This window comes from Mycolicibacterium madagascariense, assembly GCF_010729665.1.
GTDB classification, from domain to species: Bacteria; Actinomycetota; Actinomycetes; order Mycobacteriales; family Mycobacteriaceae; genus Mycobacterium; species Mycobacterium madagascariense.
The window spans coordinates 1,093,907-1,116,510 of record NZ_AP022610.1; the positions used below are offsets into that span (position 1 = coordinate 1,093,907).

At 67.4% G+C, this 22,604-nt stretch carries 18 protein-coding genes; 7 read left to right on the top strand and 11 right to left on the bottom strand.

Annotated features, from left to right (window positions below; all coding sequences use genetic code 11):
- Positions 1-100 precede the first annotated feature (100 nt).
- Entirely contained in the window at positions 101-1,819 is a 1,719-nt protein-coding gene (locus tag G6N60_RS05170) for a PE-PPE domain-containing protein (RefSeq protein WP_163733463.1), read from the top strand.
- A 24-nt stretch (positions 1,820-1,843) separates the two neighbouring features.
- Here the strand turns inward: G6N60_RS05170 and G6N60_RS05175 are convergent, their stop codons facing one another.
- The 6 genes from G6N60_RS05175 to G6N60_RS05200 form a co-directional block, all read right to left on the bottom strand.
- Complete coding sequence (locus tag G6N60_RS05175; RefSeq protein WP_163733466.1) at positions 1,844-3,268, bottom strand: sugar nucleotide-binding protein; 1,425 nt, start codon at positions 3,266-3,268, stop codon at positions 1,844-1,846.
- Positions 3,269-3,283: 15 nt separating this feature from the next.
- Positions 3,284-4,279 carry a dTDP-glucose 4,6-dehydratase gene (gene rfbB, locus G6N60_RS05180; protein ID WP_197746918.1) on the bottom strand — a complete coding sequence of 332 codons (996 nt, stop codon included), beginning with the start codon at positions 4,277-4,279 and terminating at the stop codon, positions 3,284-3,286.
- Between the two features lie 210 nt (positions 4,280-4,489).
- The gene (locus G6N60_RS05185) at positions 4,490-5,386 is read right to left on the bottom strand and encodes a cyclopropane mycolic acid synthase family methyltransferase (RefSeq protein WP_163733471.1); all 897 of its coding nucleotides are present in this window, start codon (positions 5,384-5,386) and stop codon (positions 4,490-4,492) included.
- A 158-nt stretch (positions 5,387-5,544) separates the two neighbouring features.
- Positions 5,545-6,423, bottom strand: coding sequence for a cyclopropane mycolic acid synthase family methyltransferase (locus G6N60_RS05190; RefSeq protein ID WP_163733473.1), 879 nt, complete (start codon positions 6,421-6,423; stop codon positions 5,545-5,547).
- A gap of 135 nt (positions 6,424-6,558) precedes the next feature.
- Positions 6,559-7,461 (bottom strand): alpha/beta fold hydrolase, encoded by a 903-nt coding sequence (locus G6N60_RS05195; protein ID WP_163733476.1) that lies wholly within the window; start codon positions 7,459-7,461, stop codon positions 6,559-6,561.
- A 1-nt stretch (position 7,462) separates the two neighbouring features.
- Positions 7,463-8,809: an ABC1 kinase family protein gene (locus G6N60_RS05200; RefSeq protein ID WP_163733481.1), complete on the bottom strand. Its 1,347-nt coding sequence runs from the start codon at positions 8,807-8,809 to the stop codon at positions 7,463-7,465.
- Between the two features lie 112 nt (positions 8,810-8,921).
- Between G6N60_RS05200 and G6N60_RS05205 the strand changes: the two genes are divergently transcribed.
- The gene (locus G6N60_RS05205; RefSeq protein ID WP_163733484.1) at positions 8,922-9,521 is read left to right on the top strand and encodes a TetR/AcrR family transcriptional regulator; all 600 of its coding nucleotides are present in this window, start codon (positions 8,922-8,924) and stop codon (positions 9,519-9,521) included.
- Here the strand turns inward: G6N60_RS05205 and G6N60_RS05210 are convergent.
- From G6N60_RS05210 to G6N60_RS05220, 3 genes are all read right to left on the bottom strand, one after another.
- Positions 9,518-10,456 (bottom strand): alpha/beta fold hydrolase, encoded by a 939-nt coding sequence (locus G6N60_RS05210; RefSeq protein ID WP_163733487.1) that lies wholly within the window; start codon positions 10,454-10,456, stop codon positions 9,518-9,520. The two genes, G6N60_RS05205 and G6N60_RS05210, sit on opposite strands and share 4 nt — an antisense overlap.
- A 58-nt stretch (positions 10,457-10,514) precedes the next feature.
- Entirely contained in the window at positions 10,515-11,111 is a 597-nt protein-coding gene (locus tag G6N60_RS05215; RefSeq protein WP_163733490.1) for a DinB family protein, read from the bottom strand.
- An 82-nt stretch (positions 11,112-11,193) separates the two neighbouring features.
- Positions 11,194-12,252, bottom strand: a complete 1,059-nt coding sequence (locus G6N60_RS05220; protein ID WP_246241140.1) for a LacI family DNA-binding transcriptional regulator — start codon at positions 12,250-12,252, stop codon at positions 11,194-11,196.
- Positions 12,253-12,400: 148 nt separating this feature from the next.
- Between G6N60_RS05220 and G6N60_RS05225 the strand changes: the two genes are divergently transcribed.
- From G6N60_RS05225 to G6N60_RS05235, 3 genes are all read left to right on the top strand, one after another.
- Positions 12,401-13,984: an ABC transporter substrate-binding protein gene (locus tag G6N60_RS05225; RefSeq protein WP_246240332.1), complete on the top strand. Its 1,584-nt coding sequence runs from the start codon at positions 12,401-12,403 to the stop codon at positions 13,982-13,984.
- Positions 13,981-15,561 carry an alpha-amylase family glycosyl hydrolase gene (locus G6N60_RS05230; RefSeq protein WP_163733496.1) on the top strand — a complete coding sequence of 527 codons (1,581 nt, stop codon included), beginning with the start codon at positions 13,981-13,983 and terminating at the stop codon, positions 15,559-15,561. The genes G6N60_RS05225 and G6N60_RS05230 overlap by 4 nt, the downstream gene beginning before the upstream one ends.
- A 100-nt stretch (positions 15,562-15,661) precedes the next feature.
- Positions 15,662-16,651, top strand: a complete 990-nt coding sequence (locus tag G6N60_RS05235; protein ID WP_163733498.1) for an alpha/beta hydrolase — start codon at positions 15,662-15,664, stop codon at positions 16,649-16,651.
- Here G6N60_RS05235 and G6N60_RS05240 read toward each other — a convergent pair.
- Together G6N60_RS05240 and G6N60_RS05245 are read right to left on the bottom strand one after the other, a co-directional pair.
- Positions 16,641-19,415 carry a helix-turn-helix transcriptional regulator gene (locus G6N60_RS05240; protein ID WP_163733502.1) on the bottom strand — a complete coding sequence of 925 codons (2,775 nt, stop codon included), beginning with the start codon at positions 19,413-19,415 and terminating at the stop codon, positions 16,641-16,643. The two genes, G6N60_RS05235 and G6N60_RS05240, sit on opposite strands and share 11 nt — an antisense overlap.
- The gene (locus G6N60_RS05245) at positions 19,412-20,368 is read right to left on the bottom strand and encodes an alpha/beta hydrolase (RefSeq protein ID WP_246240335.1); all 957 of its coding nucleotides are present in this window, start codon (positions 20,366-20,368) and stop codon (positions 19,412-19,414) included. Before G6N60_RS05245 ends, G6N60_RS05240 begins: the two co-directional genes overlap by 4 nt.
- A 286-nt stretch (positions 20,369-20,654) precedes the next feature.
- Between G6N60_RS05245 and G6N60_RS05250 the strand changes: the two genes are divergently transcribed.
- A complete protein-coding gene (locus G6N60_RS05250; protein ID WP_163733504.1) occupies positions 20,655-21,698 on the top strand; it encodes a cupin domain-containing protein in 1,044 nt (347 codons plus the stop codon).
- A gap of 74 nt (positions 21,699-21,772) precedes the next feature.
- Positions 21,773-22,600, top strand: a complete 828-nt coding sequence (locus G6N60_RS05255; RefSeq protein ID WP_163733507.1) for an alpha/beta fold hydrolase — start codon at positions 21,773-21,775, stop codon at positions 22,598-22,600.
- Positions 22,601-22,604 lie beyond the last annotated feature (4 nt).

The window sequence follows — 22,604 nt, forward strand, 5'->3', positions numbered from 1 at the left end:
CTAAGGTCAATTGCTGCACGCCGTACCCATCGCTGTGCGAGCATGCCCAGGGGGTCGGCGATCGCGCGACTCCAGTAAGCGGTATTCGGAGGCTCTTCACATGCGTCGCATGACCCGGTCGGTGGCAGTCACGTTCCTCGCGGTGCTCGGCACCGTCATCCTCGCGATCGGGTCGGCGTTCACCGCGGCCTTGGCCTATGGCGCGGTGGCCCTGATCGTCCCGGGCACGGGCACGCCCAACGCGAACATCGTCGCCGGGTACCTCACGCAGGCGCGCGATCGATACCTCACCACCACCGCATGCGGCGCCGACGGCTCGGGCTGCCCGGACGCGAACCTGCAGGGCATCAACTACCCCGCCTCGTTCTTCCCGCTGGCCTTCATCCCCAATTGGTGCGTGCCGGGCCGCTGCAACACCTGGGATGACTCCGTGGGCCAGGGGACGACGAACCTCGACGCCGCCATCAACGCCGCCTTGAACGACCCGAACAATCCGACCCAGCAGGTCGTCGTCTTCGGTTACTCCCAGGGCGGGGCCGTCGTCGCCGATGCCCTGAACTCCTACATCAACGGCTTGACCGACGCGCAGAAGGCGCGCATCCAGGTGGTGACCATCGGCGGGATCGAGAACCCCGACGGCGGACTCTGGCAGCGCCTCGCGTTCCTGAAGTACATCCCCTTCCTCAACATCTCGTTCAACCCGCCGATGAACCCCGACACCGGTGTGAAGTACACCAGCTACGGCTTCGAATACGATCCAGTCGTCAACGCGCCCAGGTACTTTGGCAACGCCTTCGCGCTGATCAACGCGCTCGCCGCGTTCGAGAACGTCCACGGTTACTACCTGGCGCCCAACGGCAACGGCCCGACCGAGACGCTTCCCTACGGCTACACCGACCAGACGCTGGCCATCGCCGACAGTTGTACAGCCAGTCCGGCGAACTGCCGCACCGACCAGTACGGCAACACCTACGTCACCATTCCCGCTCTGACGCTGCCGATCTACAACCTCCTCCTCAGCGCGGCGCCTGCCGGGCTGAAGCCGCTGCTGCAACCGGTCGTCAACCTCCTGTCGCCCGTGACACGACTGCTCATCGACCTGGGTTACGACACGACCGGCGATCCGAGCGTGCCCACGCCGCTGTCACTGCTGCCGTTCAACCCGGCGACGTTCAACCCGGTGAAGTTCGCCGGACAGTTCCTGCAGGCGATCGCGCAGGGTATCTACGATGCGCAGCACGGGATCTCGTCTCTGCCCGTTCCGTCGACCTCGACGCCCACGGTGACCTCGACGCTCGTCTCGAACGCGGTGAAGACCGACGCGAAGCTCGCCGTGGCGCCCGTGCAGACGGGGGAGCCGGCGACCGTCACCGACATCACGACCAAGAAGGCCGTCGCATCCGATTCGACGGACGCCACGACCACTCCGGTCAGCAAGACGGACGCGCCCACCAAGGACGCCGCGCCCACGACGGCGACGGCAGCGGACACGGCGCAAACCGCCGACGTCACCAAGGACGACGCGGACACCGCCGATCAGACGGCCGACGCCGCGGCCGACACGACCAAGGCCGACACCACGAAGACGGACACGACGAAGACCGGCACGACCAAGGCGGACACGACCAAGTCCGACACCACGAAGGTGGACACGACGACGGCCGGCACCACGAAGACGGACACGACGAAGACCGGCACCGCCAAGACCGACACCACGACCACGCCCAAGAAGACCACGCACGACAAGGCCGACGCCGGTACGTCCAACTCCGCCAAGGACACCGGCGACGCGGGCAGCGACAAGAAGAACGCGGCTTAGCCGCCGCGGCGCGAGGATGCCCGACTACGCGGTCGGGCTCTCCTGGCGGAGGTACTGCTCCAGAGTGGTGCTGGCGTCGGCGGTCGAGTAGTCGACGCTGGTGATCTTGCCGAGGTCGAGCGCGCTGTTGCGGGGCCTGGGCGCTACCGGACCCTCCATCGAGGCGAAGTACTGGGCCGTGCTCACCCCGGTCACCCGGTCCGGATCGTGGCCGGCGAGGGCGAACACGCGCTTGGCGATGTCGGCCCACGACATGACGGGTCCGGACCCGGTGACGTTGTACGTCCCGTAGGGCGCGCGCTCACTGAGGAGATGTCGAATGGCGCCGGCGATCTCCGAGGTGAACGTCAGACGTCCGAACTGATCGTCGACGACGGACGGGTCGATACCCCGCTCGGCGAGAGAACTCATGGTGCGCACGAAGTTTCGGCCCTCACCGATGACCCACGACGTGCGCACGACGTAGTGGCGCGGCACGGTGCCCACGATCTGATCGCCCGCGGCCTTGGTCTGCCCGTAGACGCCGAGAGGGGACACGGGATCGTCCTCGCGATAGGGCTGCTCGGCCGTGCCGTCGAAGACGTAGTCGCTGGAGACGTGCACCAGCGTGATGGCGTGCGCCCTTGCGATCCGGGCCAGGGCGGCGACGCCGGTGACGTTGCAGGCCCAGGCCGCCGTGCGTCCGTCGGGGGTCTCGGCCGCATCCACGGCGGTGAAGGCGGCGGCGTTGATGACGGTGTCGTAGTCGCGCCAGCGCCGCGCGGTCTCGAGATCCGCTGCGCCGAGGTCGATGTCGGCACGTTCGGCGAATTCGACGTCCGGTGAATCGCCGTAGCTGTCTCGCAGCGCCCGGCCCAGTTGCCCACCGGCGCCAAGGACGAGGGTCTTGCGCGGCGGCACGGGCGTGACGTCGGCCAACCGCGGATGATCGATGTCCTTGGCCGATAACTCCGCCTGCGCCAACGGGATTGGCCATGGTATGGCCACCGTCTCGTCGGCGAGGTTGACCGAGGTGTACCGGGCATCGGGGGACCAGTGGTCGTTGACGAGGTAGACGTATGCCGTGTTGGGCTCCAGCGTTTGGAACGCGTTGCCGACACCGCGGGGGACGAACACCGCCCGCGACGGGTCCAGCTCGGCGGTGAACACCGCACCGAAGGTGGGTCCCGACCGCAGGTCGACCCACGCGCCGAAGATCCGCCCCGAAGCGATCGAGACCCACTTGTCCCACGGCTCGGCATGGATGCCGCGCGTGGTGCCCGCCGCGTCGTTGAACGAAATGTTGTTCTGAACGGGCCCGAAGTCCGGCAGCCCGGCCGCGATCATCTTCTCCCGCTGCCAGTTCTCCTTGAACCAGCCGCGGTTGTCGCCGTGCACGGGCAGGTCCCACACCGTAAGCCCGGGGATGGGAGTGTCGTTGGCGCGCAACGCCTTTCCGTACTCAGTCACGGCCTGGCCCTTCGGTCACTGCCCGAGCCGGGCATAGAACGCCTCGGTCGAATCCTTGGCGGGCGCCCACCACTCCTCGTGGTCGCGGTACCACTCGATGGTCGCCGCCAAGCCGGCCTCGAAGTCGCGGAACCGCGGCTGCCAGCCGAGTTCGTCGCGCAGCTTCGTGGAGTCGATCGCGTAGCGCAGGTCGTGCCCCGCCCGGTCGGTGACGTGGTCGTAGTCGTCGGTGGGACGGCCCATCAGGTGCAGAATCAGCTCGACGACCGTCTTGTTGTCCTTCTCGCCGTCCGCGCCGATGAGATAGGTCTCCCCGATGCGGCCCTCATCCAGAATCGTCAGGACGGCGGACGAATGGTCGTCGGCATGAATCCAGTCCCGCACGTTTCGCCCCTCGCCGTACAGCTTCGGTCGAATCCCGCGCAGGACGTTGGTGATCTGGCGCGGGATGAACTTCTCGACGTGTTGGTACGGGCCGTAGTTGTTGGAGCAGTTCGAGATCGTCGCGGAGACACCGAAGGACCGGACCCACGCGCGCACCAGCAGATCGCTGCCGGCCTTCGTCGACGAGTACGGCGACGAGGGGTTGTACGGCGTCTCCTCGGTGAACCGGGCAGGGTCGTCGAGCTCGAGGTCGCCATAGACCTCGTCGGTCGAGATGTGGTGAAACCGGGTGCCGTGCTTGCGGGCAGCCTCCAGCAGGGTGAAGGTGCCGATGAGGTTGGTGTGCAGGAAGGGGTTGGGATCGTGCAGCGAGTTGTCGTTGTGCGACTCGGCGGCGTAGTGGACGACGGCGTCGGCGGCCGCCACGAGGTCGTCGACGAGGTCGGCGTCGGCGATGTCGCCGTGCACGAACGCGACGCGATCCTCCGGCAGGCCGGCCAGCGAGGCACGGTTGCCCGCGTACGTCAGCCGGTCCAGGACGGTGACCCGATGGTCGGTGTGCTCAACGACGTGGTGCACGAAGTTCGACCCGATGAAACCGGCTCCACCAGTGACGAGCAGTCGCATCAGCGTCCTCTTTCCAGCAGAGTCGACGGTTGGTCCCCGCAGCCGAACTCGATCACGCGCGTGCCGACGCTCGTTGCCACATCGATCCGCTGCACGGGGACATCCTGGCACAGCCGGGTCCAGCAGGCCGAACTGGAGGTTGCTGGAGTGGCCTCAACGGCAACGCCCCGGCACTCGTCGAGAGCCGGGGCGTCGTTCGCGGGAGCAGCGCTAGACCGCCGCGCCCGGCTTCAGGTAGGTGACGAGGCTGACGTCGATGGACTCGTCGACGAAGTAGTACTGGCAGCCCGTCAAGTACTTCATGTACTTGTCGTAGTTCTCGACCCCGGCCGCGGCGATCGCCTCGTCCTTGTGGTGCTCGAGCCGGCCGGCCCAGATGCCGAGGGTCTTGATGTAGTGGTTGCGCAGCGACAACGCCTCGGGGACGGTGAATCCCGCCTTCTCGCCGCGCTCGACCATCATGTCGGTGGACGGCAGGCGGCCACCGGGGAAGATCTCGGTCAGCATGAACTTGATGAAGCGCGCCATCTCGAACGTCAGCTTGCGCCCGCGGGCCTGCAGATTGTCGGGGTGGTAGGCGACGCTGCTCTGAATGGTCATCCGGCCGTCGTCGGGCATGACGTCGTAGCACATCTTGAAGAAGTCGTCGTAGCGCTCGAAGCCGAAGTGCTCGAACGCCTCGATGGAGACGATGCGATCCACCGGGCTGTGGAACTGCTCCCACCCCTGCAGTCGCACGTCGAAGGTGCGTTCGCTGGACAGCGCGCCGAGCAGTTGGCTGCAGTACGCCTGCTGGTTCTTGCTGAGCGTCAGGCCGATGACGTTGACGTCGTACTTCTCCATCGCGCGCTGCAGGGTCAGACCCCACCCGCACCCGACCTCGAGCAGCGTCATCCCCGGCTTGAGGTCGAGCCGGTCGAGGTGCTGGTCGACGTTGGCGATCTGCGCCTCGGACAGCGAGACGGTCGGACCGGTGAAGTACGCGCAGCTGTATTTGCGCGTCGGATCCTGGAACACGCCGAAGAAGTCGTCCGACAGGTCGTAGTGCGCCTGAATGTCCTCGAAGTGGGGAGTCAGGTCCTTCGTGCCAGTTGAAATGTCAGACATGGTTTTCCTGCTAGGCCTTTCGTCATCAAGCTGCTATGGCGCCCACTGGCGAATCGGGCGCGATGTGTCCCGCACCCTACGCGGCAGAAGGCCACGACACATGCAACTAGCGCTACACCCTAGCGTTTCGCGGGTGTCGCACTCCACATCGCGTCGAGTTACTTGGCGAGCGTGAACTGGCAGACGTCGATGTAGCCCTCGTGGAAGCCCTTGGCGCACCCGGTGAGGTAGTGCATGTAGCGGTCGTAGACCTCTTCGGACTGAATCGCGATGGCCTCGTCGCGGTGCGACTCCAGCGCGGCCGACCACGTGTCGAGCGTCCTGGCGTAGTGCTTCTGCAGTGACTGCGTCCTGGTCAGGTTGAACCCGGCCTTGGTGCCGTGCTCGCCGACCATCTCGGTGGTCGGCAAATACCCGCCGGGGAAGATCTCGGTGAGGATGAACTTCACGAAGCGCGCGATCGAGAACGTCAGCGGCAGCCCGGCCGCGGTCATCTGCGGGAGCGTCAGTGCGGTGATGGTGTGCAGGAGCATCACCCCGTCCTCGGGCAGCGCCTTGTAGGCCATGGTGAAGAAGTCGTCCCAGCGGTCCTTGCCGAAGTGCTCGAACGCCCCGATCGACACGATGCGGTCGACCGGCTCGTCGAACTGCTCCCAGCCCTGCAGCAGCACGCGCTTGGTCCGCGGGCTCTCGTGCGCGGCGAAGACGTTCTCGACGTGGGCCTTCTGGTTCTCGCTCAGCGTGAGGCCGATGACGTTGACGTCGTACTTCTCGATGGCGCGCAGCATCGTCGAACCCCAGCCGCAGCCGACGTCGAGCAACGTCATGCCCGGCTCGAGACCCAGCTTGCCCAGGGCCAGATCGACCTTGGCGAGCTGAGCTTCCTCCAGCGTCATGTCGTCGCGCTCGAAGTAGGCGCAGCTGTAGGTCTGAGTGGGGTCGAGGAAGAGGCTGAAGAACTCGTCGGACAGGTCGTAGTGTGCCTGTACGTCCTCGAAGTGCGGCTTGAGGCCACCCTTCTTACGGGTAGTCGACATAGTGGGTAATGCCTTTCTTGGCTGATCAGCCCCGGCGTCGTCGCCGATGACTCGCCACGGCCCCTGATGCGCTCTGTGCGCACTCTACGCCGTCGGTCACGGCGCGCCGAATCAGCGACTCTGCGAGTCGATCGATCACGGAACCTCGGCAAAGGTGGTCTTGAGCTCGCCGACGATGTCGTCCCAGAGTTGCTCCGGCAGATCGTGCGCCATGCCGTCGAACAGCACCAGCCGCGACCGGCGGATCGCCTTGGCGATGGCGCGCCCACCGGACGGGCGCATCAGCTTGTCGGCGCGGCCGTGGATGACGACGGTCGGTGCGGTGATCTGCCTGTCGTAGTGCAGCAGGCTGCCGCTGCCCAGGATCGCGCCGAACTGGCGACCGACACCGGCCGGATAGTAGGACCGGTCGTAGTCCCGTTCGGCGTCGGCGATGCGCTGCGCGTCCGGCTGCGGGTACCCGGGACTGCCGATGATCTTGCCGACGCGGACGGCGTTGGCGATGACGCCGTCGCGCGAGGTGTCCTTCGGCCGGGTGGTGACGGCGAGCAACTGCTTGGGTCCCGGCGGCGGGAGCAGCGCCTGATTGTTGCTGGAGAAGATGATGGCCAACGTCTTCGTCCGCTGCTGGTAGCGAGCCGCGAAGACCTGGGCGATCATCCCGCCCATCGACGCCCCGACGACGTGGGCCTTCTCGACGTGCAGATGATCCAGCAGCGCCGCGGCATCGTCGGCCATGTTCTCCAGCGTGTAGACCGCCGGGCTCTTCAGCCCCAGCGTCGAACGCGCCATCCTGGGCAGCAGCGGCGCACCGCTGTGACGGCCCTCCACCTTGCTCGAGAGCCCGACGTCACGGTTGTCGAAGCGGATCACGCGCAGCCCCTGGTTCACCAGGAGTTCGCAGAAACCCATGCGCCACAACGACAATTGCGCGCCGAGGCCCATGATCAACAGGACGGCGGGGTCGTTCTCGGCGCCCATGTCCTCGTAGTAGATGTCCAGCTCACCCGAGCGGGCGGTACCGGTGCGAATGTCCATCTCAGGCGTCCAATTCGTCGCTGTGTTCGCGGCTGACCTCGACCATGAAGTTGGCGAAGTATCCGGTCAGCTGCGGGTCGGTCATCATCTGCCACTTGGGGGCGAGCAGCTTCATGTAGCGCTCGACGTAGAGGAACTGCTTGCCGATGAGTACGAGCTCGCGGGGGAGCTTGACGTCGTAGGCGTCGGCCAGGGTGGACAGTTGCTTGCCGATCTCGGCGTAGGACATGTCCCCGAGCGACGTCAGCGTCAGCGGCGTGGCGAAGGCCTCCAGATCCTTGGCGGCCTCGCCCTCGGGCTTGATGTTGCCGACGGCGCCCATCAGCACGACGATCTTGCCCGCCGCGGCGTGGTCCTTCTTGACCAGCAGGGCGTACACCAGCTCGCGCAGCAACCACCGGGTCCGCGGGTCGACGCGGCCCATGATGCCGAAGTCGAAGAACACGATCTTGCCGTCGTCGTCGACGTAGAGGTTGCCCGCGTGCAGATCGCCGTGGAACAGACCGTGGCGCAGCCCGCCCTCGAACACGCTGAACAGCAGGGCCTTCACCAGCTCGGTGCCGTCGAAGCCGGCTTTGCGGATGGCAGCGACGTCGTCGATGCGCACGCCCTGCACGCGCTCCATCGTGAGCACCTTCTCGCTGGTCAGGTCCCAGTACACCTGCGGCACCCTGATGTTCTTGCCCAGCGGCGAGGCGTGCATGTGCGAGACCCAGGCGTCCATCGACTGCGCCTCGAGCCGGAAGTCGAGTTCCTCGGCGAGGTTGTCGGCGAAGTCGGCGACGACGTCCTGCGCGGACAGTCGCCGACCCAGCTTGGCCAGCTCGACGAGCTGCGCCCCCCGCTTGAGGATCTGCAGATCGGCCGCGACCCGCCGGCGGATGCCGGGGCGCTGGATCTTGACGACGACCTCCTCACCGGTGTGCAGCGTCGCGTAGTGGACCTGCGCGATCGACGCCGACGCGAACGGCTCCTCGTCGAAGCTCTTGTACAGGTTCGCCGGGTCGTCGCCGAGCTCCTCCTTGAACAGGGCGTGGACGGCGCGCGTGTCCGCGGGGGGCACCCGGTCGAGCAGGCCGCGGAACTCGCGGCTCATCGGCTCGCCGAAGGCGCCGGGGCTCGAAGCGATGATCTGGCCGAACTTGACGTAGGTGGGCCCGAGGTCGGCGAAGGTCTGCGGGATCTGCCTGACGATCTTCTCCTGCAGCGAGCCGCGGCCGCGCAGATTGCTGACGACCCGCGCCCCGGTGCGGGCGAGCTGCCAACCCGTCACGCCGATGCGGGCAGCTTCGACTGGCAACGGCACCCGGTCCAGCCGGGCTACCTCGCGGTGCTTGGTGGTGGTCATCGTCCAAGTGTGTCAAAACTGCCGGTCGGGCGGAAATTTCGGGTGTGCCCGGTCACACTCCCGCCATGCTCATTACCCAGGTGTGAAAGTTTGCGGGCGCTAAGCTGCACCAGTGTCGAGCCCCACCAGGTGGGCGGGAGTGTCACTCGCCGATCGTCGCGCCGAACGGCGAAGTCTGCTGTTGGAGGCGGCCTTCGGCCTGTTCGGCGAGGGTGGCGAACAGGCGGTCTCGGTGCGGTCGGTGTGCCGCGAGGCCGGCCTGAACACGCGTTACTTCTACGAGAGTTTCGAGACCACCGACGAACTGCTGGGCGCGGTGTACGACGGGGTGAACCGGTCGCTGGCCACGTCCGTCGCGACCGGCATGGACGCCGCCGGCGGGCATCCGCGGGAGCGCACCCGGGCGGGCATCGCCGCCGTCCTGCACTTCTGCGCGGCCGATCCGCGGCGTGGGCGCATCCTGTTCACCGACGCCAAGACCAATCCGGTGCTGATGCAGCGGCGCCAGACCATGCACTCGGCGATGATCGACCTCATCGTCGCCGAGCGGGGCAGACACCACCCGCACATCGATCCGGTGGCGGTGCGGGTCGGAGCGGCGATGTACACCGGCGCCGTGTCCGAACTGACCCAGCACTGGCTGCTCGGCACCCTCGGCACGGACGTCGACGCCGTCGTCGCCCACGCGGTGACCGTGGTGCTGGGGAGCTAGCCGTCGGGGAGCTCGGTGTCCGGGGCGCCGGTGCTGGCGCGTGCCGCGTTCTCCAGCACCATCTCCGCCACGGGCCGCCAGACCGCCCTCGGCAGATCGTGACCCATGCCGTCGACGACGACGAACCGCGCGCCGCGGACGAGGCGGGCAAGATCGCGGCCGTTGCGCACGCGCACCATCGGATCCTCTGACCCGTGCACGACGACCGTCGGCGCGACGATGCGGCGGGTGAAGCGCACCAGGCTGCCGGTGCCGATGACGGCGTCGAACTGCCGCAGCATGCCCTGTGGATAGTCGCTGCGCGCCGCGAGCGTCTCGACGCGAGCGCGCAGCTCGGCGTCGGTCGGCAGGAAGTTCGGACCATTGATGACCTTGACGTTGTGCATCTCGAAGTCGATCCGCGCCGCCCGTGGCGCGTCCCGGCCGGGCGGGTGCAACGCCAACCTGATGACCCGCCACCGCGGCAGCGCCGACAGGGGCCGACCCGAACTCGTCATCAGCAGAGCCAGCGACAGGACCCGCTCAGGGTGTGTGCCCGCGAGGATCTGGGCGATCATCCCGCCCATGGAGGCGCCGACGACGTGCGCGGCGTCGATCTCGAGGTCGTCGAGCAGATTGACGACGTCGGTGGCGAGGTCGACGAGCGTGTACGGCACGGCGCTCGGCCTGCCGAGGAGATACCGGCCGACGCGGGCGACGACGGAGCCCGCCGCCCGCTGACCGTGCATCTTCGTCGACAGCCCGGTATCGCGGTGGTCGAACCGGATCACTCGGAAACCGTTGTGCACCAACAGCTCACAGAAGCCGTCGGGCCACATCGGCAGCTGCGCACCGACACCCATGATCAGCACCATGGGCGGGGCGTCGACGTCACCGAGGTCCTCGTAGAACAGCTCGACGGCCCCGCAGCGCGCGGTGCCCGACCGAACGTCCATGAGTCCCTCTCCGCCGAAAGCCTGGTGTGCCCGTCGACAACCGTACTTTCGGCGAAGGTCAGGCCGACGCCGGCCTGAAGGGTGTCAGCCAGTCGGTCTCCGGCCACCCTTCGACGCCGGCGATCAGCTCGTACATCGTGGCGCCGTCGATGGCCTCGCGAATGATGTCGCCGTGCCCGGCATGGCGGGCCAGCTCGTCGAGCAGGTGGAAGAACACCCAGCGCACCGACCAGGCGTCGACGTCCTTCGGGAACCACGGCGCGGGCGGTACGGGCACCGCCGCGTCGAGGTCGGCGGTCTCGACCAGGCGGAGCACCTCGGCGTTGCCGGTCTCGAACCGCTCCAGCACCTCGGCGAGCGTCTCGTCGGGTCTCATCTGGAACTCGTCGGCACGCTCGGCCTGGATCTCGGCCATGGACCGGTCGTCGGTGGGCGGCGTGCCGGGCGCCGCCGCGACCCGCTCCATCCATCCGCGCTGACAGTTCGTGACGTGCTTGACGAGGGCGCCGACGGACAGCGCGCTGACCGTCGGGGTGGCCCGGGCCTGCTCGTCGGTCAGCCCGAACGCGATGACGCGGAAGGCGTAGTGCTGCTGAAAGAGGTTGGCGCGCAGAGCGTGACGCTCGTCGGCGACGGGTGGGGGTAGCGCGGGCATGGTCAGATCTCCTTCGTCGTGGACATGACGCCAGCCTCGCACCTGCTTAGGACGGAAATGGTCCGCTGAGTGGGTGTGCTTCTCAGCGTGGCGGTGCGCCCGTGCTCCGCCTGATCACCAGGCTGGTGGGGAGGATCACCTTCTGCGGGGTGTCGGGATGGTCGATCAGGATTTGCGAGGCGATGCGTCCCTTTTCGACGAAGTCCTGGTGAATGGTCGTGATCCCGGCGGCAGCGGCGGCGGCGACGTCGTCGAAGCCGACCACCGACAGCTGCTGCGGCACCGCCACCTCGCGCCGCTGGCATACCCGGAGCACGGCGAGTGCGAGTTCGTCGTTGACGGCCAGAATGGCGGTGAGGTCGGGCCGGTCGTGCAGGAGCCTCTCGGCGCCGGCGTCGAAGTGCGGGATGGTCAGACCACCCGCCTCGTAGAGGGCCACCGACTTCCAGTCGACGCCGCCGCTGCGCAACCCGTCGCGGTAGCCGCGGAGTCGTTCGCGGGGCACCGCCTCGGTGGTGGCGCGCAATCGCGACGGCGTGACATGGCCTCGATGCCCGTCGGGGACGAGGCGGTCGACGAGGATGCCGATGTTCGAATGACCAAGGGACAGCAGGTGTTCCGCGCAGATGCGAGCAGCCGCACGATCGCGGATGCCGACGTAGTGCAGGTCGTGGTCGAACGGTGCGTCGACGATCACCATGGGCAGCCGCCGGGAGTTCGCGCTGCGGATGGCGGGGTGGTCGTCGGGCATCGAGTAGGCGATGAACCCGTCGACGAGGCTGTTGCGGACGATGCGCGCATCACGGTCGGCGTCGACCACGTCGTCGCGGTGCGGAGGGAAGGGCAGGAGCATCAGGGAGAGATCGGCGCGCTCGGCGGCGTGCGAGATGCCCTTGAGAAGCGTCACCGCCGAGGAATCGTCGAAGACGAAAGACAGTGACTCGCTGAACATCACGCCCAACGCGCCCACCACCCCGGTCCGCAAGGCGCTGCCTGCGGGATTGGGGCCCAGGTACCCGAGGCTCGTCGCCACCTGCAGGATGTGTTCGCGCTGGGAGTCCGAGAGTCGTCCGGTACGACCGCGGAAGGCGTTCGACACCGTTGCGGGCGAGACGCCCGCGGCCAGTGCCACGTCCTTCATCGTCACCACCGGGAAAACGTAGCCCACCGCTGCCTCCACCGCGGGAACGGTGCGGCGGTCGGCTCGCCGGGTTGACAGTGTCGCGGGTTGCCCCCATATTAGGTAAATCGTTTTACCTCACCGGTCGCGGCGAAGGAGTTTCGACACCATGGCAGTCCTCCCCATTGACATGAAGGCCATGAATCGCGTTGCTGCAGTGCTGATGACGACGATCGTCTTCGTCGCCGCGTGTGGCGGGGGCGGATCGACACCCAACGCCGCCCCCACCGACGGCGTGCTGAGACTGTCGTTCCTGCAGGACCCCGGTCAGCCTCCGGACCCCGACGTCTTCTACGGCACGCAGGGGCTACTCCTGACGACCAACGTGTACGAGGGCCTGCTCGGGTTCGCCCCCAATTCGGCCACCCCCACCATCGTCCCCGGTCTGGCGACCAGGTGGACGGCTTCGCCGGACAACACCACGTTCACCTTCGAACTGCGTCAGGGGGTGACGTTCCACGACGGCACACCCTTCCTCGCGTCGGCGGTCAAGGCGTCCTTCGACCGGCGCGCGGCCGTAGACCAGGGCACCGCCTACATGGTCGACGACGTGGCATCGGTGATCGAGCGCGGCGACCATGCCGTGACCGTGACGCTGAAGTCGCCTGACTCCACGTTCCTCTTTCAACTGGCCTCGCCCTATGGCCCCAAGATGCTCAGTCCGACGGCGTTGACCGCCAATGCGGGCTCCGACCACGCCCAGACCTACCTGAGCACCCACGACATCGGCACCGGCCCCTACGTCCTCACCGAGGCGAAGGTCGGGGACCACTATCAGTTGAAGTCCTTCCCCGGCTACTGGGGCAAGAAGCCGTTCTATGCGACCGTCGACCTCCCCGTGGTGAGCGATACGTCGGCACAACAGCTTCAGCTCGACAGCGGATCGATCGCGGCGATCCTCCACGACGTTCCGTCCTCGGCGGTCGAGTCGTACAAGAACAATCCCAAGTTCGCCACCTACGTGCTGCCGACCGCGGTATCGGACTACATGTACGTCAACCCGAAGACGCCCGTGATGGCCAATCAGCAACTCCGACAAGCACTCCTGCAGGCCGTCGACGTCGACGCGCTCGTCGCCAACGCGTACTTCGGTCGCGGCACGGCCGCCAAGCAGGTCTATCCGGCCAACATCAGCGATTCCCGTTACGCCGCGCAGGACATCGTCCACGACCCGAGCAGGCTGACCGCCGCGGTCGCTTCACTACCGGCATCGGCGCGCGCAGTGACGATCGGCTTCGACTCGTCGTCACCCGACAACCAGCAGGTCGCCAATCTCCTCGTCACCCAGTTGGCCGCTGCTGGATTGACGGCCACGGTCACCGGGTTCGCCGCGTCGCAGATCTTCGGATGGTTGACCAATCCCGCAGGGGCACCGGACATCCTCGTCAACCTCGGCTTCCCCGATGCGCCGACGCCCTATCTGTGGGAGCACATCAACTTCGACCTCGACGGCGGAGTGAACTTCTTCAAGTGCTCGTCGCCCGCCGCGACCGACCTCATCGCCCAGGGCCGCAGGACCGGTGATCTGGAGACGTTCTCGAAGGCGGCCGACGAGGCGATCGCCACCGGCTGCTGGCGCAACCTCGTCGACGTATCGGACTTCATGGTCGCCCAGCCGTGGCTCAAGGGTGTCCAGGCCGCCCACGACATGGCGGTCCCGACGAGCCTGTCGCTAGCCGAGCTGTACCAGTGAGTGCACCGTGGTGGGTGGGCGGCACGATCTATCACGCCTACGTCAGGTCCTTCCGAGACTCCGACGGTGACGGCTACGGCGACCTCGGTGGCCTGATCGAACGGTTCGACCATCTGGTCGACCTCGGCGTCACCGCGCTCTGGCTGTCGCCGATCACGAGGTCACCCGACCACGACTGGGGTTACGACGTCAGCGACTACCTCGACGTCCATCCCGAACTCGGCACGTTGGACGACGTCGACCGCCTCGTCGACGTCGCTGCGCGCCAAGGGGTTCGGGTCGTACTGGACCTGATCCCCAACCACACCAGTGCCCGGCACCCGTGGTTCGTGGAGGCCAGCTCGTCGAGAAGCTCACCCAAGCGGGACTACTACGTGTGGGCCGACGCGCAGCGGGACGGGTCGTCCCCCAACAACTGGGTCGACGACACCGGGCAGTCGGCGTGGACCTGGGATGCGACGACGTCGCAGTACTACATGCACAACTTCCTGGATCTGCAGCCGGACCTGAACTGGTGGAACCCGAGGGTCCACGACGAGTTCGACCGCATCATCGACTTCTGGTTGGACCGTGGGGTGGCCGGCTTTCGGATCGACGTCGCCAATGGGCTGTATCACGACCGCGCCCTGCGCGACAACCCGCGAAATCCGCGAGCCGTCATCTGGGACACCGAGGTTCAGGGACGCTACGGCATCGAACACGTCCACAACTTCAACCAGCCCGAGGTGCACGACGTCTACCGCCGGTGGCGGGCCCGGGCCGAAGCACGGTGCACGCCGGCATTGCTGATGGGGGAGACCTGGGTGGCACGCGTCGACGAGCTCGCGGCGTACTACGGCGACGACGATGAACTGCAGCTCGCGCTGAACTTCCCGTTCCTGTTCGCCCCGTTCGAGCCACCCGCGTTGGCGCGCATCGTCGCCGACAGCGTCTCCGCGTTCCCCGCAGGCGCGTGCATGGTGTGGGCGGGATCCAACCACGACCTACCGAGGGCAGCCAGCAGGTGGGCGAACGGAGATCACCGACGCATCAGACTGATTCAGACGCTGCTGGCCACCCTGCCGGGTACCTACGTCCTCTACTACGGGGACGAGCTGGGCATGACCGACAGCGACATTCCCGACCACCTGCATCGGGACCCACTCACCGCCGGACGCCTCAACGGGCAGTGGCCGAGGGACAACGCGCGGGCACCGATGCGATGGGACGCCAGTCCTACTGGCGGATTCACGACCGGTCACCCGTGGCTACCGGTACATCCGGTCGTGGAGCACAACGTCGCCGACCAAACCGTCGACCCCAATTCGACGTTGGCGCTGGTGCGTTCGCTCATTTCACTGCGTCGGCAACACCTGTCGGACCCGGCGTCGTCATACCGGGAGGTCCACGTCGACGCACACCGCTGGGTGTTCGACAGCGGTCCGCTGCGCGTGAGCGCGAACTTCAGCGACGACGACGTGCCGTTCGACGCGGGCGGGGATCCGCTGCTGTCGAGTCTCGGTCCCACCCCCGGCGCATCCGGTTCACTGCGTGCCTGGGAGGCCGTCGTCAGCCGGCGCCGCGGCGATGAGGGGTGACGATTCGGTCGGTTTCGTCAGTCATCCGACCGATGACGTAGCCGTACCTTCGCCCACACACTGGTGGCCCGATGAGAACGGGCGAGGGGAGGGTTCGCGAGTGACGGTGAATCCACGCAATCTCGTCCTCGACCCGGCGGTTCAGTCGTTCCTGGAGACGGCGGACGCTCACCCGGTGGTGCTGACCCGTGACGCGCAGCGCGCGGCACTTCGGCGGCTCCACGCCGAGGTGCCCGCGCCGATCGATGCGGAGAAGTGGGTGACCATCCCTGCCGGGCGGTGGGGGCCACTGCGGGCCCGGATCATCGAACCGCCGCAGCACACCGGACCGCTGCCGGTGATCATCTACCTGCACGGAGGCGGCTGGGTGGCGGGCGACGCACGTACTCACCATCGGATCGCCCGCGAGCTGTCCGTGCGCTCGGCGGCGGTCGTCGTCCTGCCCGAATATGCGTTGGCGCCGGAGGCTCGGTACCCCGCCGCAGTGGAGCAGGCGTGTGCGACCGCCCGCTGGGTGGCCACCCGCGGTGGCGAGCATGGTATGGATCCCGTCAGGGTCGCCATCGCCGGTGATTCCGAGGGCGCCACCATCGCCATCTCTGCGGTCCTGCTGAGCCTGCAGCGCAACGACTTTCGCTTTCAGCAGCTAGTCGCGTTCACCCCGGTGACCGACACCGACTTCGATACGCCGTCATACCGGGAGTTCGCGGCAGGGTACGGTCTGCGCCGCGAGACCATGATGTGGTTCTGGGACCAGTACGCGCCGACGGCACGGCAGCGCACGGACGGCACGGTCGCTCCGCTGCGCGCCCACGCCGGTGACCTCGCCGCATTCCCGCCGACACTCGTCATCACCGCAGAGGCGGACGTGGTGCGCGACGAAGGCGAGGCCTTCGCAGCGCGACTGCGGTCACTGGGCGTGGTCTGCGCTGCGGTGCGCTACGAGGGGATGATCCACGACTTCGCGATCCTGCCGGCACTGAAGGATTGCGGCGCCTCCCGCGCGGCGGTAGCGCAGGCCGCGTCGGTCTTGCAGGCGGCATGGGGCGATCCTGGCGCAGGCGAGAGCCCGCCCGGAATCAGGAGATGAACTCTCGCAGTTCGTGGCGACGCGTCACGCCCAGCTTCGGATAGACGTGATAGAGGTGCGAGGCGACGGTGCGCGGCGACAACTTGAGGCGGTCGGCGATCTCGCGGTTGGTCAAACCCGAGGCAGCCAGCCCCACGATCTCACGCTCCTGCGCGGTCAGCGCGTGCATGGCGTCGGGGGGTGCAGCGTCGGCGCTGACGACCCCTGCGGCGCGCAGTTCGGAACGGGCGATCCTGGCCAGGGGCAGCGCACCGAGACGGTCGAAGACCTCCAGAGCCGCGCCGAGCAGTTGTTTGGCCTCGGCGGGACGACGCGCTCGCCGTAGCCACTCACCGTAGTGAAGTCGCGCCCGGGCACGGTCCAACGGCCACTCCTCACCGGCGGGGTCGAACACCGCCAGCTTGTAGTGCTGCTCGGCGCGGCTCCCCGTCGAGACGAGGGCCATGGCCTGGTGTTGCACCAACCGAAGCCGGGTCGGCGGCGTGACCGTCGCAGCACTGCCGATCTGTTCGATCAGCGGCCGAACCTCATCGACGCGCCCGCATCGCGCTGCGGCCCAAGCGATGTCGGCGACCGCCCGGTAGGAGATCACGAAGTGGGCCGGATCGGCATTGTCGCCGAACATCGCCCCGAACCGACGGTAGGCGTCCTCGAAGTCACCGGAGGCGATGGCCATCCACCCCGACACCCGCATCAGGGCGACGCGTGTGGCGTTCGGGGGCGCGCCGGTAGTGGGTGTGACGCCGTTCGCCCGCTCGAAGGCGGCCGCGGCTGCCTCCACGTCTCCCCGAAAGGCGTGCAATTGTGCTGCGCAGCAAGAAGTCTCGCGATCGACCAGCATCGCGGCGTGCAGCGCACCGACCGATCTGGCCTCGGCGAGCAGGTTCGCGAGCTCGTCCCACCGTCCGCAATCCAGCAAGGCCCACGACAAGGGCGCCAGCGCGAAGGTGTACCCGCGCAGTCCGCCCAGCGTGGTCACGTCCTCGATGGCGCCGCCCAGTTCGGCGGCGGCAAGGGCACTGTGTTCGGTGGCGTAGGCCATGACACCCGCCACGAGCCGACGCGCCCGGTCGCTGGACGGGTCGGAAGCCGGGCGCAGCCACGCGCGGTCGAAGCCGTGCGGCCGCGTGCTGGCCGACTCGGCGGTCTCGGCGTACATCGCGACGTAGGCCCGCTGCAGTGCGCTCACCCCGATCGGGAAGGGCAGCGTCAACGGGCTCGCCAGCCGGGGTGGCTCCGTGAGCTCCAGCCACTTCTTCAGCTGCCTGCGGTGATCGAGGTCGCCGGTGTAGAAGGAGGCGCTGGCCGCAGTGTGGAGCAGCGCCAACGCCAGGTGCGCGTCGGCGGGTCGTCGATCCCCGTCGAGGACCCCGCGGATGGTGTCCACCGCTTCGGTGGCGCGCCCGTGCTGCAGCAGGATGGAGGCGCGAGTCAGCGCGGCGAACCCGGCGACGTCGGCGTCACTGGACTCGTTGAGGGGGACCTCGGTCAGTGCGAGCGCCCAGCCGGGGTCGCCACCCAGGTTGGCCGCGCTGGCCGCGCGAGCGTAGCGGCGGGCGGCGTCGTCGCGGCGGGGGCTCATCTCGGCGGCGCGCTGCAGCGCCCGCGCCAGCTCCAAGTCCATGCCGAGGCAGGCGGATGCGACGGCCGATTCCTCCAGCGCCGCGGCGATCGTCTCGTCGGGTCCAGGTGCGGCGGCGGCGAGGTGCCAAGCCCGCAGGCTCTCCTTCAACCCGGGGCTCGCCGCCAGGGCGAGGTGGGCAGCGCGCTGCAGCCCCAGATCCCCGTCGGCGAAGGCGGCCGATCGGATGAGCGCGTTGGCGAACGCCACGTGATGGTCGTCGGTGAAGTCGACGATGCCGGCCGCACGGGCGGGCTGCCAGTGGGTGAAGTCGTCTCCGTATCCCGCAGCCCGGGTGATGGCATCGACGGACTCGTAACCGGTCGCGGCGGCCGCCACCAGCAGGAGTCGTCGCGTGTCGGCGGGCAATGCCGCGATCTGGTTGGCGAATACCGGATGGTGCCCGGCGAGCCCGTTCATGGTGGCACCGTGGAACGTCTTGGTCCCGTTGTGACCGTAGGCGCGGGCGTACTCGATCAATGCCAACGGATTGCCTCGCGACCAGCGGATGATCTCTCCGCGAACGCTGCGGTCGGGTTGTATGGGTTGTGCGGCAAGGAGTTTGGCTGAGGACGCGGCATCCAGTGGCGCCACTTCGATCGTATCGATCGACCTCGCGACGCCACCGAGGACGTCGCGACGGCGCGCCGTGAGCACTGCCCGAACGCGGGTCCCCACCACGCGCGCCGCGACGGTGACCAGCAATTCGCACGTCGGAGGATCAAGCTGGTCGACGTCGTCGACGACGAGCACGATCGGTGCTCGGCCGGCCTCCAGTAGGGCTACCACCGCGTCGGCGAGCACCGGGGACTGATCCGCCGACGACCCCGCACCGTCGAACAGGAGACGCAACGGGGCCTGCAAGCCCAACGGGAGTTCGTCGACGTGTCGGCGCAGAGGCCACAGCACGGCGGCCAACCTGGTGCAGGCCGGCGAAGACCCCGCTCCTGCGAGCCACAACACCTGCGCGTCGTCGGCGACGCGTGCGACGACGTGGCGCAGCAGAGTGCTCTTCCCGATACCTGCCTGCCCGAAGACGACGAGTGCGGGCGGGGCCCCGGCGGTGCCGCCGAGCACCGCTGAAAGTCGCGCGATGACCGTGGATTGGCCGACGAGGTGCGAGGTGGACTCGGCGATCGTCACTGCGACAAGGCCTCTCGGAGGAACCACACGCCCTGGTCGATGGCCACCCGGGTAGGCGGGCTGTCGGCTAGTTGCCTGAGGACGACGAAGTCGTGCACCGTGCCGAGATAGCGGACGGCCGTCACGTCGACACCGGCGGCGCGCAGCCTGCAGGCGAAGCCGGCACCCTCGTCGCGGACGACGTCGGCCTCGGCAGTCACGATCATGGTCGGCGGCAGTCCCGCCAGGTCGTCGCGGGTCGCGTACAGCGGTGACACAGTAGGACTTTCGACGTCCACGTCGCAGTATTGCTCCCAGTACCAGGCCTGATCGACGCTGCTGATCAACCCACCCGTGCTGAACGTGCGATGCGATTGCGATCGGCAGAGCGCGTCGGTGGGCGGATAGAAGAGCAGCTGCGCGCGAAACCGTGGTCCGCCACGGGATTTGGCCAACATCGTCACCGCGATCGCCAAGGTGGCGCCTGCGCAGTCCCCGGCGATCGCCATTCTCTTGGCGTCGAGCACGAGGTCAGCCGCACGTGCATGAACCCACTGCAGGGTCGCGTAACACTCCTCCAGGGCGACCGGATACCGGGCCTCGGGGGTGCGGCTGTATTCGGGAACGACCATCGCCGAGGCGCATCGGAGGGCGAATTCGCCGATGACGTCGGCGTGGGTGTCGGCATCACCGAACATCCAGCGCCCGCCGTGCACGTAGAACACGACGGGCAGGGGACCTTCGAGATCTGCAGGACGCACGATCCAGAAACCCGTCAGCCCCGACGGGCCCACCTCGGCGGTGTGAAAGCGCGCGACCGTACCCGGCCGCTCGATGAGGGACTGTTGGACCTCGCGCAGCGCCACGCGTCCGACGTCGGGGCCCAAGTCCCGCAGTGTCGGTGGCGTACGCATCGCCTCGAGCAACTCGGCGGTGGCGGGATCGAGGACCACGCCGCCGGGTAACCGTTCCACCGTCACACCTCGTGCCCTGCCACCCAGACGCGGCGCGGACCGCCGCGTGGTTCACCGATGATAAGCGTCTTCATTCGAAACGGCCCTGCGTCACGAGCCTCTCACTCGGGGCCGCCCACGTCATCAGTCATCCGACTGATGACGACCCACCGCCGGGCAGGCGACACTCTCGTTCGGGCGTCGACGCGACCCTGCATCGCTCGCCGCCACGTCGGACTCACCGCGTCCACCAGAGGACCGATTCGTCGACTCGGGTCGGTCACGACGACACAGCAGGAGGACCAGCATGAGCACGTCCACCGTCGGCAGCAAGCACTCCGTGTCATTGCTCGAAGGTGAAGTCGTCGAGGAGAACGACCTGGGGTCGATGCGTCGCGTCACGGTCGACGACCTCCCCATCCTCAAGAACCTCTCGATCAAGCGCGTGCTGCTCAATCCGGGCGCGATGCGCACCCCGCACTGGCACGCCAACGCCAACGAACTCACCTATTGCATATCGGGAACCGCGCTGGTGTCGATCCTGGACGACCACAATCGGTTCTCGACGTTCATCGTGACCGCGGGCCAGATGTTCCACGCCGATTCCGGCTCCCTGCACCACATCGAGAACATCGGCACCGACGTCGCCGAGTTCGTCATCGCCTTCCGGCACGAACGGCCCGAGGACTTCGGGCTCGGCGCGACGTTCGGTGCGTTCACCGACGCCGTGCTGGGCAACACCTACGACCTGCCCGCGTCCGATCTGGCGAAGATCCGCCGGACCACCGTCGACCGGAAACTCGCGGCACGCATCGGCGCTTCCGACATCCCCGCATCGGCCTACTTCGACGACCCTCACAAGTTCGACGTCGAAGCTCAGCCTCCCAGCCTCAACTACGCCAGTGGCCGGGCACGTTTCGCTCGCGATCAATTCTGGCCCGCGTTGAAGGACATCTCGATGTACTCCCTGCGCGTCACCGAAACCGGTATGCGAGAACCACATTGGCATCCCATCACCGGCGAGATGGGTTACCTCCACTACGGTGAGGCCCGCATGACGATCATGAATCCCGACGGCTCCCTCGACACCTGGACGCTGAAACCCGGTGACACCTACTTCATTCCGACTGCCTACCCACATCACATCGAGAACATCGGCACCGGAGACTGGCACATCCTGGTCTTCTTCGACCAGCCGTTCCCTGCCGACATCGGCTTCCGCGCCTCGACCAGCGCCTACACCCGAGAGGTGCTGGCAGCCGCATTCGACACGCACATCGAGAACCTGCCCAACTTCCCCTTCACCCCCGCCGACCCCCTCGTCGTCAATCGCCTCAACCCCGTCGACTAGCTGGCGGTAGGTCGAGTTGGTCGGGACGTTCGACGCGTCCGAAGACTTCATGCACCACCACGACAGGAGAGCCCATGAGCACCATCACCACCGTCGATGGCACCGAGATCTTCTACAAGGATTGGGGCACAGGGCAACCCATCGTGTTCAGCCACGGCTGGCCACTGTCCAGTGACGACTGGGACACCCAGATGCTGTTCTTCCTGTCCGAGGGCTACCGTGTCATCGCCCACGACCGGCGTGGGCACGGCCGGTCCACCCAGACCCCAGGTGGGCATGACGCCGACCATTACGCCGACGACCTGGCCGTCCTGATCGAGCACCTCGACGTGCACGACGTCATCCACGTCGGGCATTCCACCGGTGGTGGTGAAGTCGTCCGCTACCTGGCCCGCCATGGCGAGGCCCGCGCATCGAAGGCCGCACTGATCAGCGCGGTGCCCCCGCTGATGGTGCAGACCGACGCCAACCCGGAGGGTCTGCCCAAGAGCGTATTCGACGGTCTGCAAGGACAATTGGCGGCCAATCGCTCGGAATTCTACCGGGCCTTGCCGTCGGGACCGTTCTACAACTACGACAAACCCGGCGTGACGCCATCGGAAGCCGTCATCGAGAATTGGTGGCGCCAAGGCATGATGGGCGACGCGCTGAGCCACTACGACGGCATCGTGGTGTTCTCCCAGACCGACTTCACCGAGGATCTGACGAAGATCACCATCCCCACACTGGTGATGCACAGCGTCGACGATCAGATCGTGCCGTACGTGGCAAGTGGCCCCAAGTCGGCCCAACTGCTTGTGAACGGCACGCTCAAGACCTACCGCGACGACTTCCCGCACGGCATGCCGACCACGCACGCCGACGTCATCAACGCCGACCTGCTCGCGTTCCTGAAGCAGTGAGGAC